A 15482-nucleotide genomic window follows, 5' to 3' on the forward strand; every position below is an offset into this window, starting at 1 on the left:
CCCCTGTAGGAGCGAGCCGGCTCGCTCCTACAGGATTTTGCGGTTTGCGGTGTTTAGAGTTCGGAGAAGTGTTTGATCCCCAGCGGTTTGCCGATGTCGCCGCGCCAGATTGCTTGCACATGGGCACCACTCTCAGCCTGGGCCTGCTGCCATTGCAGGCCGAGGTTGCGTTGCTCCGGCAGTTTCAAATGACCTTTGACGAAATCGTTGAACGCAGGTTTCGCCGAGGTGTAGTGGAAATGTGCATACCACAAGGTCTGGGGAGACTCGCCGCGCACATCGCGGATCTCGTATTCCTGGAGGAAATCCCTGCGCCCGTCCGCGCGTTTACCCAGATCGCGCAGGCCGCCCTCCTTGCGGATGTCGACCACCCGTTGTTCGAGCAGATAGTCCAGATAACCCTCGGTCGGAGTTTTGCTCTTCAGGGTCTGGTCAATTCGCAGCGTGCGGCCGGCTTGGGACAATTCATTCGCGCGATTGCGCAATTGCAGGGCGACCGTCTCCGTGGGTGACAGCCGTTCAATGGCCTGGGCCCGCATGTTCAGTTCCGCGGCCTCACGGGTCATCATGTGCTCCAGATCGACCGGCAACATGTCCTGCCGGGCGTAGCCGTCGACTTTGCTTTTGTAGGCGTCCACGGCGCCAAGTCGTTTCCTGGCCTCCACCAGCAACGGTGTGATATCGGTCGCCAGCTCCGTTGGCACAGCAACCACGGGTTGACTGAGGTGATATTTGCCGCTTGAGGAGCGGGGTAACCAGGTTTCCCTGTGACCATCGACCCCCTCGATGGTGAAGCGCTGTTGTCGGGTCGCGGCATCTGTGCTGGCTACGCCGATGAGCAACTGGTTGTCTTCGGTCTCGAACAGTTGCTTTGCGGCGCTTCCCGGTTTCGCGGTGCTGGATGGGCGTGTCTTGATGGCATGACGAGCCGACGCTTCGACTTTTTCCAGGTTGTCGAGAAACGCGGTGACGTGCTCCAGATCCAGATGCTGCGGATAACCCAGCGACCAGGCGCCAAGGTTGCGACGAAATTCGGCATAGGTCGTCAGGCAGTCTTCGAGCACTTTGTTGCGCTGGGTAATCGTGGCCTGCACTTCAGGCAACTGATGCTGGGTCAGCAGGGCGCGCCCGACCTTGTTGCGGGCCTCTTTCAATTGCACGTGAAAGTAGACCCAGGACTGGTCGGTGACGGCGGTGTAGTGGGTGATGATCTCCAGTACATGCGCCGCTTTCAGGTAGTAGTAATTGGCATCGCTGAATTTATCGTTAACGGTGGCCATTTCCGGGGCCATCTTCGATTTTTGCGTGCGTTGGGTGATCCGGCCGTTCCATCGATTGGCTTCTGTGACCTGTGTGTGAAGCTGGTCATAGTCCTTGAGAAACTCGATTCGTATTTCCTTGCGTTGCGCCATCAATTGCACGTGTGTGGCGGTATCGTTATAGGGCGTGGCGTCCGAACGGGCGATCACCTGATCGATCCGGTCGAGATGTTCCACCAGCCGCTCCTTGGCCAGGCCAACCCGCCGCACTGTGCGATCGACGATGACCCAGGCACAGCGGCTTTGAAAATCTTCGATCTGCGTGCGTTTTCGGCCATGGCTGAACAGCATCAACTCTTCAAGGTTCAGGTACAGCGTCTGTGCAAGCTCGATGTCGTTCACGCAGGCGATGTCGACATTGGCACGAAGGGGGCGGCGCTGGTTCAGATCAAGGCTGAAGTAGTGCTCCAGGACGGCGTTCGAGCTGTTGGTCTGGGTTTGCAGTCGCCGGGTGTAGGCATCGACGGTGTTGGTCAGGGTCAACTGGCGACGCAGGGCCCGGTCGGCCCACCAGCGCGGCAACCAGCGGCGAATCGCGGCGGGCCAGAGCGGGTCGAGGCCGTCAGCCATATGCCCGAGCACCGCGCCGCCACCGGCACCCCCTCCGGCTGTCACGGTGCCGTACACCGCGTAGTGGGTGTTCCAGTCGCCGGCTTCGTCCAGGGCGATGGGTTGTTTGTAGGTTCGGGTGCTCGTGGCGCTCAAGCGCCATTGCGGTGGGTTGTCGGTCAATTCGATGCGATAGAGGCGACCCTGGCTGACCATGAAGTCGCCGTCAGGGTGTCGATAAACGTTGCGATAAAGGCCTTCGGTGCCCGGTTGCAGGCCGGCCAGGGAAATCTCGTGTTCGTATTCATAGCCCCTGAAGCGCTCCAGTGTGCGTTTGACCTGCTGCGGGGTCGACAGCTGCAAGGCTCCCGGGTTTTTCGTCATGGCGCGCAATTGTCGCCCGCGCGTGGCGGCACGCGCTGCGCCGGACGTCGCGCTGGCGCCGGGTAGCACGTCCATGGCAGCGTCGATCAATGACAGCAACACCGCTTCCACCTCGGCCAGGCCATGGCCGACATCGCCGCGCAAGAAAGCCGCGACGGCCAGGTTGGTGCTGTGCCAGGCGTCGTACAGGGCAATGGCCGTGCCGATGAAAGGCACGACGCCCAGCGCCATTTTCAGGTAGTTGAACAGGGCCCCGGAGCGCAGCGCGACGAGTTCCAGATACAAGGCATCGTTGGAACGCGAGGTCGCCCGATGTGCTTCGAGCAGGCGGCCCATGTGAACATTGAGCAGATGCACAGCCAGGGAGGTGCTGGCGGGCCAGGCGGTGCCGACGCCGATCAGGGCGTCAAAGTTTTTCAGTCGGGCCTGGTTGATCCGGCTGACGTGCCAGGCGAATTCCCCGGTCAGGGCGCGACCGGCCAGGTAGTTGACCATGGTGCTGTTCAGGCATTGGTTGAACAGGAACATCCGCGCCTGGTCGAGGCTGTCGAACTGACGCAGAAAGACCCCGTCGGGGCAGTCAGGCCGATAGAGCAGGGTCAGGCCGCTGATTTGCTCGACGATAAATGTCACGCCCGCCAGGGTGCTTGGTCCCTGGCCCGGCGTGTCCGTACCGCCCACGGTCAGGTGTGCGGGTAGCAGCACGATGCGCTTGCCGTCGGCCGCAAAGGCTTCACGACTGTTGGCGTCGATGGCGATCTGCAGCACGCGCTGGCCGGCGACGTCGATGTCCTTGGCAAGCACGGCGAACTCGCCTTGCAGTTCAAGCATCAGGCGCCACGGTTCGCTGAGGCATTCACGCCGATGTTCATTGCTGAAGGCCGAGGCTGTCGGGGTGCCCAGGAAGGTCTCGCGGATCAACGACTCATATTTCCCGGCCAGATCGAGCTCGGTCACCAGTTTGCGCAGGTAGTCCTGGGTGATGCCGTTTTTCACCTTCTGCCGTTGCGCCTCGTCAGCACCGCTGATCTCGACCCGCATCAACGACACGCGCAACCACATCGGCTGATCGATATTGCTTTGCGCCAGTTCGGCGAGGGACAACCGGCTGCGTTGCTCGCTGCCGACCAATACGCTTTTTTGCGGTGTGCCTGGCGTCGCGCCCTCGATCAGCTCTTTGCGCCAGGTGGTGGTGTCGGGGATGTCCAGCAACACCTCGACGTCTTGCGTGAGCCCGAAGTCTTGGTGCAGGCGGGCGTTGATAGCCTTTTTGCTGAAGGTCTCGCGTAGCGGCAGCTCCCGTTCAAGCCATTGATGGGCGCGCTTCATCGCTGTGATGTAGGCGGTGAACAGCGCCTTGAGGCGCTCGCGTTGTGCCGCGGACAGTGCGCTGAGGGACGACGGCAAGCCGGTGGCCAGCAGGACGCTGCGGTGTTGCTCGACGATGTGGGCAAAAGCCAGCTCCCGCGCGGGGGCTGTGGGGACGGTCAGGCGGGCGAGGGTCTGTTCGCGCAGGTTTTCCAGTTCCGCCGCGCGTTGGTCGGCATGGGATGGAAGGGGGTTGGCAGTCATCAGCCGAGCCGCCTGTTGTTCACAGCTGTGCAGCTGGGTTTGCAAGGCGTATTCGAACGGGTTGCCGGTCAGCACCGCGAGTTGGAGGGTTTGCGTGTCGTCGTTGACTGGCCGCTTGAATAGCTGCTGCTCCAGTGCCTGGCGAGAGTCGAACCGTTGCAGGCCGCCGAAGCGTCCGGGCCAGTAGAGCAGCAGACTGTCGCTGGCGGACGGCAGCACAGCCGATGGGCGGGAAAACACTAATACGCCGTCCAGTTCCTGAGTCTGCGTGGTGGCGCCGTCGCCCTCGCTGGCTGTCGCTGACAGCACCAGCCGTGTGACCACGCAATCGGCCGGTCGCGGTTGATCGGGTGCGTCAAGTACGGTCGTGAGCCACTGAAATTCATCGTTGCTGATCTGATTCAGGCTCAATTGCAGGTCGGCTTCGGCACGCAGGCCGCTCAGGCGCGCCTGGTAAAGCGCCGCGTAATGGGGCCCAGGCTGGTGGCGAAGTTCCAGCAGTTGCGGAACGTTGTCGGTACCCAGGAGGGCGTTTGCGGCCTCGGTGCTGGCCTGCTCGGCGGCGCGCAGGGTGTCGAATTGCAGTTGCAGCCGCTTTAGGCGTGGGTCGTCGGGCGTGGCAGGGAAGTCCGGGCCCAGCAGGTTCTCCAGTGCCGTTTGCTGTTGCAGTACCGCACTGCGGCGCCGCTCAAATGGAATGTCCGGGCTCAGTTGAGCGAACGGGGCGACGTCGTCACTGGCGTCCGGCAAGGACAGGTCGGGGGGCAAGGCAAAAACACTGTCGTTGCGCTGGCGCTCGTCGCCAGCCGTGGCCAGTCGCGCCAACAGGGACTCGGCACTTTTTGGCAGTTCGGGTTTGTCGAGCACGGTGTAGTCGACCGTGACGCGGCGGGTCTCCAGTTGAGGTTGCTGCTGGATCAACCAACGTTCCAGATCGTTGCGGCTTTCAAAGGTCATCCACGGTACTGGCCGAGACGGCCAATAGAGCATTTGGGTAACCGGTTGGTCGGTATTGCGGGTAATGACCAGGGCGCCCGGCAGTTCGACCGTCACACCGCTGTCGGCCCTGAGCGACAGTGTTTCGACATAAACCAGAATTTCGGGGGTGACTGCTTGCGCGGTCGGGTTGATGAGGTCCAGCAGCACATTGAGCTGTTCGGCATTCAAGGTGCCTCGGGCGAATGCCCATTGGCACGACGCCTCGAAATGCTGGCGATACAGGCCAATGGCCTGTGCCTGGCGTGACCGGTCGGTGCCGCGGGCCCGTGCCTGCCACCAGTCGGCGGTCAAGGGGGCTTGGGGGTTCTGTGCCATGAGTGCCAGCCACTGATCGCGGCAATGGTTCCAGCGCGCCGAGGCGCTCAGGTACAGGTTTTCGTCGGTACTTTGGGCCAATGGCTGGCCGAGGCCGAAGTCGGCCGGCGGTGGGGTGGGTGTTTCGAGCATGAAGAATGACTCCGATGGGTGAAAAAATCGGGGCCATTAGAGGTCGGTCGAGCGGGGGGCGGGTGGTACATAGTTATCGCGTGGTGCTGAAGGTGCCCTGATGACCGTCCGGCACCCTTCATCAAACTGTCATCGAACTGTGGCAGCGCGCTTGAACAAACTTCATCAGACTCGCGCTCTACTGGGGTTCTGCGTTTCGGTGTTTTTCATGCGTGTATTTTTACTTCTGGCCGCATTGTTTTTTGGCCTGCCGTCATGGGCGGCGTCTCGTTGTGACGTCAATGTTCCAACCGAACGGGCGGAGCTGGCGCAGGTGAGCCTGGCCTACCAGAGCATCGGTCGTGCGTCTGATCCGGCGCTGTTGCTGGTGATGGGCCTGGGCGGGCAACTGATTCATTGGCCCGATGAAGTGGTGGTCGCCTTGTGTGAGCAGGGCTTTCGGGTGATTCGTTATGACAATCGCGATGTCGGCCTGTCCACCTGGCGGCAACCGCCGGACGAGGCCAATCTGACCTTCGAAGTGTTGCGCTACAAGCTCGGTTTGCCGGTCTCGGCGCCCTACTCGCTGACCGACATGGCCGAAGATGGCCTGGGATTGATGGATGCCTTGCACATCGATCAATTCCATGTGCTGGGGGCGAGCATGGGCGGAATGATCGCCCAGCATATGGCGGCCATGGCCCCGCAGCGGGTCGAAAGCCTGACCCTGATCATGACCAGTTCCGGGGCCGAAGGCCTGCCCGCGCCGAGTGAGGCGTTGGTGCGGTTGCTGGCGCGTCGTGGCGCGCCCAATCGTGAAGTCGCCCTGGAGCAACAGGCCGACCTGCTGGCGGCGCTGGGCAGCCCGGCAGTGAGCGATGATCGCCAGGCCCTGTTGCATCAGGCAGCCGTGTCCTATGACCGGGCCTTCAATCCTGAAGGGGTGAAACGGCAGATCATGGCGATCCTGGCCGAGCCCAGTCGGGTGGCGTTGCTCAACCAGTTGCGCGTGCCGGCGCTGGTGGTGCATGGCACGGCCGATCCGCTGTTGCCGGTGATGCATGGCGTGCACCTGGCGGCGCATTTGCGTGGCAGTGAGTTGATCTTGATACCGGGACTGGCCCACCGTTTCCAGGAGGCGTTCAAGGCGCCGTTGCTGGCGGCAGTGTTGCCGTACTTGCGGGCTCATCGCGAGGACACCTCGCATTGGGCGCAGATCGAGCCGGTGGCCGGACACAATCTCCTGTAACGCTGTAGACGCGGGCTTGCCAGCAATGCCGGCATGCTTGCTGTACCGCGTCGTCCGGTTCGCCGGCAAGCCGGCTCCTGCAGGGTGGGCGACAGGTGTATCGTTCGAGCTTTACGACCTGTGTCCCGCCAGCGAGGTATGTGATGAGCAGCCCCTTGAAAATCGATTTCGTCAGCGACGTGTCCTGCCCCTGGTGCGTCGTCGGTCTGTACGGCCTGACCCGCGCCCTGGAGATCCTGCGCGACGAGGTCCGGGCAGAGATCCGGTTCCAGCCGTTCGAACTGAACCCGAAGATGGGCCCCGAAGGGCAGAACATTACCGAACACATCACCGAGAAGTATGGTTCGACACCCGAGCAGTCACAGAAAAATCGCGAGATGATCCGCGCGCGCGGCGCCGAGCTGGGGTTTTCTTTTCGCACGGACGGCAACAGCCGGATCTACAACACCTTCGATGCACACCGCCTGCTGCACTGGGCAGCTCTGGAAGGCTTGCAACTGCCGCTGAAAGAGGCCTTGTTCAAGGCGTATTTCAGTGATGGCGGTAACCCGTCCGACCCCGTTCAGCTGGCGCAGATTGCGCAAAGCGTTGGTCTGGACCGGCAGCGGGCCGAGGCGATTCTGGCGTCGGATGAATTCGCCAACGCGGTTCGCGAAGAGGAACAGCTGTGGCTCTCACGCGGGGTGAATTCGGTGCCGACGGTGGTTTTCAACGGCCAATACGCGGTCACGGGCGGGCAACCGGTGGAAACCTTCGTCGGGGCGATCCGGCAGATCATGAGCGAAGCGAAGGGCGGAACCGTCAGTTGATCCTGCGCAAAGCGCGCCCTCTGAAGGAGCGAGCCCTACAGAGGGCGGTGTGCTTCCTGGCTCAGCGCACAATCTTGTCCACATGAATCCCGAGCTTTTTAAGCCGGTACCAGAAGCTGCGCTCAGAGATTCCGATCAACTGCGCGGCGGCGGCCTGTACGCCGTTGCTCTGTGCCAGGGCTGCCAGAATGTAGGCCTTTTCGACTTCCGCCAACGCGGCATCCAGATCCGGCGGCACGCTGGCGCCCTCGTTGAGTAAGGCGCTGGTGCTGGCTGGCGACGCAGCAAACAGATACGCCGGCAGATCATTGTCTTCAATCACCGCCCCCGAGGCGACGATGGTGGCGCGCTCCACACAGTTTTGCAGTTCGCGGATGTTCCCCGGCCATGAGTAATTGGCCATGGCCTGTAACGCCTCCGGGCTGAAACCGGTAATGCGCTTGCCGGCGGCAGCACCCAGCGTATGGGCGAAGTGCCGGGCCAGCGGGGCGATATCTTCGACCCGTTCGCGCAGGGCCGGCAGGGGAATCGGGAACACATTGAGCCGATAGTAGAGGTCTTCGCGAAACTCCTTGTTGGCCACCGCGTCCAGCAGGTTTTTATTGGTCGCGGCGATGACCCGCACATCGACCTTGCGCTCCCGGGGATCGCCCACCGGCTCGATCACCCGTTCCTGCAAGGCCCGAAGGATTTTCGCCTGCAACGCCAGGGGCATTTCGCCGATTTCATCGAGGAACAGCGTGCCCTTGTCGGCCTGCTGGAACCGTCCGACCCGGTCGGTCACGGCGCCGGTGAAGGCGCCTTTGCGATGGCCGAACATTTCGCTTTCCAGCAAACCTTCGGGAATGGCCGCGCAGTTCACCGCGACGAAAGGTTTGTCGGCGCGATTGCCGTGCTTGTGGATCGCCCGGGCGACCATTTCCTTGCCGGTGCCGCTTTCGCCGGTCAGCAGGATCGTTGCGTTGCTTTCGCGTACTGAGTCGATCGCATGCAGCACCTGCCGGAAACTCGGGCTGTCACCGACAAGGCTGTCGATCTGCTGGTGTTCATCGAGCTCGGCGCGCATGCGCTGGTTGTCTTTGAGAATGTCGCGAAATTGCAAGGCCTTGCTGACGGTGATGTCCAGTTCGTCAATGTCGAACGGTTTGGCAATGTAGTCAAAGGCCCCGTTGCGCATCGACTGCACGGCGTTTTTCACCGTGCTGTAGGCGGTCATGACGATCACCGGCAGCTGCGGGAAACGGCTTTTGATTTCTGCCAGCAATTGCGGGCCGTCCATGCCGGGCATGCGCCAGTCGCTGATCACCAGATCGATGTCTTCGACCTCCAGCACCTTGAGTGCGTGCAGGCCATTGCCCGCGGTGAAGACGCTGATGCCGTTCTGGCTCAACGCCGAGGCGAGCAGGTCGCAGAGCTTGGGCTCGTCATCGACCACCAGTACGTTATGTGTCATCGCTGTCCTCGTCGAAGTCGGCGCCATTGGCCGGAATGTACAGGCTGAATGTGGCCCCGGCATATTTTTCACTGGCACATTCGATGCGTCCGTCATGACTTTCCATGATCGAGAAGACCTTCGCCAGACCTAGCCCGGTACCAGAGGCTTTGGTGGTGACGAACGGTGTGAAGATGCGTTCCAGCATGTCCGGCTCGATGCCCTGACCAGTGTCGCCGAAGCTGATTACGGTGTAGGGGCCATCGCGGCTGATGCCCAGGGTAAGGCAACCGCCGTCTGGCATGGCGTCGATGGCGTTGACGATCAGGTTCAGGCCGGCCTGTTTCAGTTGCCGTGCGTCGGCGTAAACCGTGGCGCCGGGGGCCTGATCGTCGATGCGCACGTTGATGTTGTGGCTGGCCAGTTCCGGCGCGCAAAACCCGGCCAGATCATCCACCAGAAGTCGCGCCGATTGCGTCGAGCGCATCGGGGCGCTGGGCTTGGCAAAATCGAGGAAGTCGGTGATCAGGTCATTGATCCGACTGACTTCACTGACCACGTATTCCAGATGCCGTTTGTCGCTCTCGGGCAGATCGGCGCGCCGATGCAGCAGTTGCGTGGCGGTTTTGATGATGCCCAACGGGTTGCGGATTTCATGGGCCAGCCCCATCGCGACTTCGCCCAGCGCATGCAGGCGATCGCGGCGGCGCAACTGCGATTCCAGGTGCTGCAACTCGCCGAGGCGCTCACTCATGTGGTTGAAGGTGCTGCTCAGTTCCGCCAGTTCGTCACTGCCGGTCACCGGCAAGCGTTGTCGGTAGTCACCGACGATTACGGCTTGAACGCCGCGGGACAGACCGCGCAACGGTTTGGTCAGACGCTGCGAGACCAGCCAGCCGACCGTCAGGGACGCCGCCGAGCTGAGCAGGAAAATCAGGATGAACAGATTGCTTTGATTGACCAGGCCCAACAGGCTGCTGTGGCGGAGCAGACCGCTGAAGATCACGCCTTGCAAATCACCGTCTTCATTGAAGATCGGGCGGTAGATGCCACTGTAGCGACTGGTGAATTGCTCGGTGGGCTGCCTGGTTGCGCGCAGGATCTGTTCGATTTTTTCCGGGACGGCCGGCGGGTGATCTTCGAAGCGCTGAGAGGAGAACACTTCCGAGAAGTCATTGGCCTTGGCCAGGTACAACCGCAGGTCCAGGGAGTGCACCTCGGCCACGCTGGTGAGGAAGCTGCTGTCCAGGTAAGTGGCCACCACCAGTTTGTAACCGACGCCGGCCTGCTCGGTCTCGAAGGTCGAGACCACCGTACCGGTGGTGATGCCGCCGACTTGCAGGGTTTGCAGGACGGCTTTGGGGGCGATGCTGATCTGCTGGACGATGTCGTCGGAGGCCGTGCTGAAGAGCACTTTGTGATCGCTGTTGCGCACCAGCGCCACCACGTCGATGCCGACGGCGTCGGCGATATCGGCGGTCAGTTTGTCGTTCTGGCTCGACAGTTGATCGATGGGCGGGCGCAGGTAGCGCAGGAACAGCTGTGCGGCCCGGGCATTCTCCCGCAGGATTTCGCCGATTTCGTCTTCGACGATCTTGGTCGACTCCTGCAGCCAGACACGCACGTTGCTGTCGAAAATCTGCGACAGGGTGGTGGCCGCGAGTTCGGCGGCGATCATGGTCGGGATCACGCTGACCAGCCAGAAGGCCAGCACCAGTTTGCGTTGCAGGCTCCAGCCGGAAATGGCGAAGGGTCGGGCGTTGGCGGGTTGGTGTTTGGTCATCGGGTTTCGCTTGTCGAAAGCCATGGCGGGACAAATCGTGAAGCCTGGTGTAATACAGTAGCCGACATTACCCCTCCAGTGGCGAGCCGTCTGCTTTCGGGCTCGCCACGGACTCAGGCCAGTTGCCGATACTCCCCGTGTGGGGGCTGTTGCACGGAATGTTGCTCGATGAAGCGCTGCTGGATGAAGTCCACGCTCAGTTCGATCACCCGGTGGTATTGCAGGTCGACCGTGATCATGTGATAGCAGTCGTCCAGCATGACCTTGATCACCGGCCCGCCGAGCTTGCGTTCGACATAGTCGGCGTTCCAGCGGCTGGTGATGTCGTCCTCCAGGGAGTGCACGACCAATGTGGGTGTGGTGATCGACGGCATGCGTTTTTTCACCACGGCATTGAGTCGGTGCAGTTCGCGCACGGTCACGCCTTCCATGGTCAACAGACCGGCCTGGCTGCTTTCGCCTTCTTTCATCTGGCGTTCGACGATCGCTCGCAGGCGTTCGTTCTTGATGCCATAGGGCGGTTTTTCTTCGAAGCTGCACAGGTGCACGCCGAACGGGATTTTCATCAGCAAGGGCGTGAGGAACGCCAGTTTGTGGATGCTCCAGCCGTCGTAGCGCAGGGTGGTGGAATACAACATCAAGCCTTCGATTTGCCCGGGGTGCTCGGCGGCCAGGTACATCGACAGTACCGCGCCCATCGACAAACCACCGACGAACACGCGCGCGTGCTTGCGCCGTATCCCGACGAAAGTCCTGCGAGCGCTTTCATACCAGTCGCGCCAGCCGGTGGCTTGCAGGTCGGCGTTGCCTCCGCAGTGGCCGGCCAGGGTCGGCACGTAGACCGTGTGCCCGGCTTTCGCCAGGCCCATGGCCACCCGACGGAGTTCCGTCGGGGTGCCGGTGAGGCCGTGGATCAACAACACCGCGACCTCCCCATTGCCGATGACAAACCCGGCGCGGCCTTCGCCCATGTCGATCGCGTCCGGTGATGCCGTCGTGTTCATCGTTTCATTGCCCGGTGCAGCAGGCGATCGAGCAGGGCGATACCGAGGTCGATTTCCGCATAGCTGATTTCCAGCGATGGGGCCAGGGTGATGACGTTCTTGTAGTAACCGCCGACATCAAGGATCAAGCCCAGGCGTTTGCCGTCGATTTCGATGTCGCCCTTCATGCCTTCCTCGACCATGAAATCGAGCGTCGCCTTGTCCGGCGTGAAGCCGTCCGGGCCACAGATTTCGCAACGCAGAGCCAGGCCCAGGCCATCGACGTCGCCGATGATCGGGTAGCGTTTCTGCAGGTCTTTCAGGCCTTCAAGGAAGTACTTGCCCTTGTTCATGACCATCGCGCCGTAGTCGACTTCGCTGGTCATCTTGAACATTTCCAGACCCACCGCCGTGCCCAATGGGTTGGAGGCAAAGGTCGAGTGGGTGGAGCCCGGCGGGAAGACTTTAGGGTTGATCAGCTCTTCTTTGGCCCAGATGCCGCCCAGCGGATTGAGACCGTTGGTCAGGGCCTTGCCGAAGACGATCACGTCCGGTTTGACGTCGAAATGCTCGATCGACCACAACTTGCCGGTACGGTAGAAGCCCATCTGGATTTCGTCGACCACCATCAGGATGCCGTGCTGGTCGAGCACCTGCTTGAGTTCGCTGTAGAAGTTCATCGGCGGGATCACGTAGCCGCCGGTGCCCTGGATCGGCTCGACGTAGAACGCGGCGTACTCGCTCTGGCCGACTTTCGGGTCCCAGACGCCGTTGTATTCGGTCTCGAACAAGCGGGCGAATTGCTGCACGCAGTGGCTGCCGTACTCTTCCTTGGTCATGCCTTTGGGGCCGCGGAAGTGGTATGGGAACGGAATGAAGTTGGCGCGCTCGCCGAAGTGGCCGTAGCGGCGGCGATAGCGGTAGCTGGAGGTGATCGACGAGGCGCCGAGGGTGCGGCCGTGATAACCGCCTTCGAAGGCGAACATCAGGCTCTTGCCGTTGGTGGCGTTGCGCACGACTTTCAGCGAGTCCTCGATGGACTGCGAGCCGCCGACGTTGAAGTGCACGCGACCGTCGAGGCCGAACTTCTTCTTCGCGTCCACGGCGATCATTTCCGAGAGCTCGATCTTGCCTTTGTGCAGGTATTGGCTGGCGATCTGCGGCAGGGTGTCGATCTGCTGTTTCAGCGCATTGTTCAGGCGCGGGTTGGCGTAACCGAAGTTGACCGCCGAGTACCACATTTGCAGGTCGAGATAGGCCTGGTCACTGGTGTCCCAGACGTAGGAGCCTTCGCAGCGACTGAAAATGCGCGGCGGCTCGATGTAGTGAACGGTGTCGCCGTAGGAGCAGTACTTGGCTTCCTTTTCCAGCAAAATTTGGTCTTCGGCAGTCGCGATTCGAATATCAGACATGGTGGAAAAGTTCCTGTGTTTCTGTGTTGAAAGAGGTGGCGTTGGCGGCGTTTGCATTGGGTAAAAGGGCCAACATTGCCGGTAGTTGCGCGAAGCTGTCGAAGCGCGCAAAGGCAATGCCGTTGCGCTCGCAGTGCTCGGCCAGGCGATCCTTGGCGAACACGAAATCGGCGGTGGAAGCCACGCACATGTCGGACTGACCGTCACCGATCACCAGCACACGCTTGGCCTTGGGCGTGGATTTGCATTTGCAGTTGCCGGCAGCGGCGCGGCAGGCATCGTTGGCGTACGGGAAGTCGATGCGCCAGCTGTCGTGATCGACCTGACGCAAGCGGTTGGCGAGGATCGGCAGGAGGCTGACGTAATTGCGCGCCAGGATGCGCGCGATGCCTTGTTCGATGCCGTCGCTGACCACTTCCAGGGACGCGCCGAGGCCGATGACGTGGTCGACGAAGTCAGGAAAGTCCTGGTCGATTTCGATGCTGTCGAAGAAGTCGAGCAGTTCGGTCGGGGTGGCCTTGACCAGCGCGAGCTGGCGGCTGAGGCATTCACGGGAGCCGATGTTGCCTGTCAGCCACTCCTCTTCGATCGCTTCCCAGCTCGGGTCGGCGAATCGTTGGAGGATGCTGTCGATCACGTCGGTGCGGGTGATGGTCCCGTCGAAATCACACACGATATGCCAGTCAATCATCTGTTGTACCTATTAAGCGTTTCGCGCTGTTTGCGCTTGCCAACGGGGTACAGCAGAGACCGTGCCAATTGTGTCCGGCCCAGCATGGCGGGGGTTCTGGTCCGTGTTCGAGAAGAGGAAGCTACAATTTTTGTAGGTTGCTACAAACAACATGAGTGCTTGCCTGATGGCGTCAATTCAGGGATTGATGCGCGCATGTACCGTATAAGGAATTACCTCATGTCGAGGATTACCGTTGCGCTCTTTACCGCGCTGACCTGTCTTTCCATCAACGCCAACGCCGATAGCCTCACGGGTGAAGCCGGGCTGGGCCTGGGCTATCAACCCCATGACCCGACCGGCAGTCGATACGAAACCAAGCCGATACCTTACCTCGATCTGGACTGGGGCGATGTCAGTCTCAGCACTGATGACGGATTGACCTGGAGTGCCTTCAAGGCCAACGGATTCAGTGCCGGGCCCTTTGCGAACTACCTGCCGGGTCGAACCGCGAACGGGACGTTGCGCGGCCTGCGCGATGTGCCGGATATGGCCGAGGTGGGCGGGTTCGTGCAGTACGCCCCGGCTGATTTCTGGCGGGTGTTTGCGTCGGTCGGCCAGGCAGTGGGCGGCGGCAGCGGGCAGGGTGGGGTGCTGGGGCGGGTCGGTGGCGAGGTGGGTTATCCGCTGGGCGGCGGGGTGATCGGCAGCACGAACCTGACGGCGCACTTCGCCGATGCCCGACAAACCCAGACTTACTTCGGCGTCAGCAGCGATGAGTCACAGGCTTCGGGGATTCGTCGCTACAACGCTGGCGGCGGGTTGCAGAACGTGGCGCTGACCCAGAGCTTCGAGTTTCCCCTGGCCGCGCATTGGTCGCTGCTGACCAGCGCGAGCTGGATTCATCTGACGGGGTCGGCGGCCGACAGCAGCATTGTCAAGGCCGTTGGCGATACCAATCAGGGTGAAGCGCAGGTGGCGATAGCCTACAAGTTCAAATGAGATTGCGTGGCGAGGGAGCGTGCTCCCTCGCCACACACGTTGCGGTGTCTTCAGGTTTGCCCACCCTCGGCCAGCAACGCCACCCCACCCATGATCACCACCACCCCGACCCAGTGCAGCACACTGATCTGCTCGCCCAACCCCAGCCACGATCCCAGCAGTACCCCGACAAACACCAGTGAACTCAGGGGAAACGCCAGGGAGAGACTGCTGCGTCGCAGGATCAGCATCCAGACGAAGAACGCCCCGATGTAGCAGCCGATCGCCACCCACACCCCGGGATTGTCTGCCACGGCCAACAGCCAATGCAGGGTGAAATCCATCTGCCCGAGTTGATCGCCGCCGACTTTGCTGGCGATCTGGCCGGCGCTTTCGAAGCTGATCAGCAATGCCCAGAGAATGAGGGTGCCGAGCCGTTCGTGCAGCCAGTCAGTCTTGCTGCCGATCATCGATTGACCCTCATCCATGGCAGACACACACGAGCATCACGCCCGCCGAAATCACCAGCGTACCCAGCCAGCGACGGCGACTGACGGTTTCACCGAGGACCAGCTTGCTCGCCAGCACCACGCCGCAGTAGGCCAGCGCCGCTGCCGGAAACAGCAGGCTCAGCGGTGCCCGGGACAGGGCTTCGAGCCAGACCAGAAACTCGACCACGAAGGCGCCGATCCCGCACCACAGCAGCGGCGCGTTGAATACCTGGCCCCAGAACGCATTGAGGCGAAAGCCGCCTTCGAGCTCCGGCAATCGGTCCAGGCCGAGCTTGAAGCAGAGCTGGCCAATGACGTCCATCACAATGGAACACGCCACCAGCATGATCACGGTGAAAGTCATGGGTGTAGTGCCTTTCGGTTTGCAATAACGATGTTCACAGTCAGGATTCACCCTTTAGC

The 15482-nt window shown here is 61.5% G+C and carries 11 protein-coding genes; 3 read left to right on the forward strand and 8 right to left on the reverse strand.

Going from position 1 to position 15482, the window contains the following annotated elements; all coding sequences use genetic code 11:
• Positions 1-53: 53 nt before the first annotated feature.
• Positions 54-5270, reverse strand: a complete 5217-nt coding sequence (locus ACGJAX_RS11435) for a dermonecrotic toxin domain-containing protein (RefSeq protein ID WP_390958960.1) — start codon at positions 5268-5270, stop codon at positions 54-56.
• Between the two features lie 208 nt (positions 5271-5478).
• On the opposite strand from ACGJAX_RS11435, the gene ACGJAX_RS11440 reads away from it, so the two are divergent.
• On the forward strand, positions 5479-6498 hold the full coding sequence (locus tag ACGJAX_RS11440; RefSeq protein WP_247257965.1) for an alpha/beta fold hydrolase: 1020 nt from the start codon (positions 5479-5481) through the stop codon (positions 6496-6498).
• A 143-nt stretch (positions 6499-6641) separates the two neighbouring features.
• Positions 6642-7307 (forward strand): DsbA family protein, encoded by a 666-nt coding sequence (locus tag ACGJAX_RS11445; RefSeq protein ID WP_390958963.1) that lies wholly within the window; start codon positions 6642-6644, stop codon positions 7305-7307.
• Positions 7308-7368: 61 nt separating this feature from the next.
• On the opposite strand, the gene ACGJAX_RS11450 is transcribed toward ACGJAX_RS11445, so the two are convergent.
• The 5 genes from ACGJAX_RS11450 to ACGJAX_RS11470 form a co-directional block, all read right to left on the reverse strand.
• Positions 7369-8760, reverse strand: coding sequence for a sigma 54-interacting transcriptional regulator (locus tag ACGJAX_RS11450; protein WP_390958965.1), 1392 nt, complete (start codon positions 8758-8760; stop codon positions 7369-7371).
• Positions 8750-10522 carry an ATP-binding protein gene (locus ACGJAX_RS11455; protein ID WP_390958967.1) on the reverse strand — a complete coding sequence of 591 codons (1773 nt, stop codon included), beginning with the start codon at positions 10520-10522 and terminating at the stop codon, positions 8750-8752. The genes ACGJAX_RS11450 and ACGJAX_RS11455 overlap by 11 nt, the downstream gene beginning before the upstream one ends.
• A 113-nt stretch (positions 10523-10635) precedes the next feature.
• Positions 10636-11526, reverse strand: a complete 891-nt coding sequence (locus ACGJAX_RS11460) for an alpha/beta fold hydrolase (RefSeq protein WP_390958969.1) — start codon at positions 11524-11526, stop codon at positions 10636-10638.
• Positions 11523-12917 (reverse strand): aspartate aminotransferase family protein, encoded by a 1395-nt coding sequence (locus ACGJAX_RS11465; RefSeq protein ID WP_090316734.1) that lies wholly within the window; start codon positions 12915-12917, stop codon positions 11523-11525. Before ACGJAX_RS11465 ends, ACGJAX_RS11460 begins: the two co-directional genes overlap by 4 nt.
• Positions 12910-13608, reverse strand: coding sequence for an MtnX-like HAD-IB family phosphatase (locus ACGJAX_RS11470; RefSeq protein WP_090316738.1), 699 nt, complete (start codon positions 13606-13608; stop codon positions 12910-12912). Before ACGJAX_RS11470 ends, ACGJAX_RS11465 begins: the two co-directional genes overlap by 8 nt.
• 219 nt (positions 13609-13827) lie before the next feature.
• On the opposite strand from ACGJAX_RS11470, the gene ACGJAX_RS11475 reads away from it, so the two are divergent.
• Positions 13828-14589 (forward strand): MipA/OmpV family protein, encoded by a 762-nt coding sequence (locus ACGJAX_RS11475; RefSeq protein WP_090316740.1) that lies wholly within the window; start codon positions 13828-13830, stop codon positions 14587-14589.
• Positions 14590-14639: 50 nt separating this feature from the next.
• Here ACGJAX_RS11475 and ACGJAX_RS11480 read toward each other — a convergent pair whose 3' ends face one another.
• Together ACGJAX_RS11480 and ACGJAX_RS11485 are read right to left on the reverse strand one after the other, a co-directional pair.
• A complete protein-coding gene (locus ACGJAX_RS11480; protein WP_390959849.1) occupies positions 14640-15038 on the reverse strand; it encodes an EamA family transporter in 399 nt (132 codons plus the stop codon).
• 10 nt (positions 15039-15048) lie between these two features.
• Complete coding sequence (locus tag ACGJAX_RS11485) at positions 15049-15423, reverse strand: transporter (RefSeq protein ID WP_390958972.1); 375 nt, start codon at positions 15421-15423, stop codon at positions 15049-15051.
• Between the last annotated feature and the right edge of the window lie 59 nt (positions 15424-15482).

This window comes from Pseudomonas moorei (assembly GCF_042846945.1).
GTDB lineage: Bacteria > Pseudomonadota > Gammaproteobacteria > Pseudomonadales > Pseudomonadaceae > Aquipseudomonas > Aquipseudomonas moorei.

Bases quoted from the DNA above. Each gene is read 5' to 3' on its own strand.
- ACGJAX_RS11435 (WP_390958960.1), bottom strand. From the start codon at position 5,270: ATGCTCGAAACACCCACCCCACCGCCGGCCGACTTCGGCCTCGGCCAG.
- ACGJAX_RS11440 (WP_247257965.1), top strand. From the start codon at position 5,479: ATGCGTGTATTTTTACTTCTGGCCGCATTGTTTTTTGGCCTGCCGTCA.
- ACGJAX_RS11445 (WP_390958963.1), top strand. From the start codon at position 6,642: ATGAGCAGCCCCTTGAAAATCGATTTCGTCAGCGACGTGTCCTGCCCC.
- ACGJAX_RS11450 (WP_390958965.1), bottom strand. From the start codon at position 8,760: ATGACACATAACGTACTGGTGGTCGATGACGAGCCCAAGCTCTGCGAC.
- ACGJAX_RS11455 (WP_390958967.1), bottom strand. From the start codon at position 10,522: ATGACCAAACACCAACCCGCCAACGCCCGACCCTTCGCCATTTCCGGC.
- ACGJAX_RS11460 (WP_390958969.1), bottom strand. From the start codon at position 11,526: ATGAACACGACGGCATCACCGGACGCGATCGACATGGGCGAAGGCCGC.
- ACGJAX_RS11465 (WP_090316734.1), bottom strand. From the start codon at position 12,917: ATGTCTGATATTCGAATCGCGACTGCCGAAGACCAAATTTTGCTGGAA.
- ACGJAX_RS11470 (WP_090316738.1), bottom strand. From the start codon at position 13,608: ATGATTGACTGGCATATCGTGTGTGATTTCGACGGGACCATCACCCGC.
- ACGJAX_RS11475 (WP_090316740.1), top strand. From the start codon at position 13,828: ATGTCGAGGATTACCGTTGCGCTCTTTACCGCGCTGACCTGTCTTTCC.
- ACGJAX_RS11480 (WP_390959849.1), bottom strand. From the start codon at position 15,038: ATGATCGGCAGCAAGACTGACTGGCTGCACGAACGGCTCGGCACCCTC.
- ACGJAX_RS11485 (WP_390958972.1), bottom strand. From the start codon at position 15,423: ATGACTTTCACCGTGATCATGCTGGTGGCGTGTTCCATTGTGATGGAC.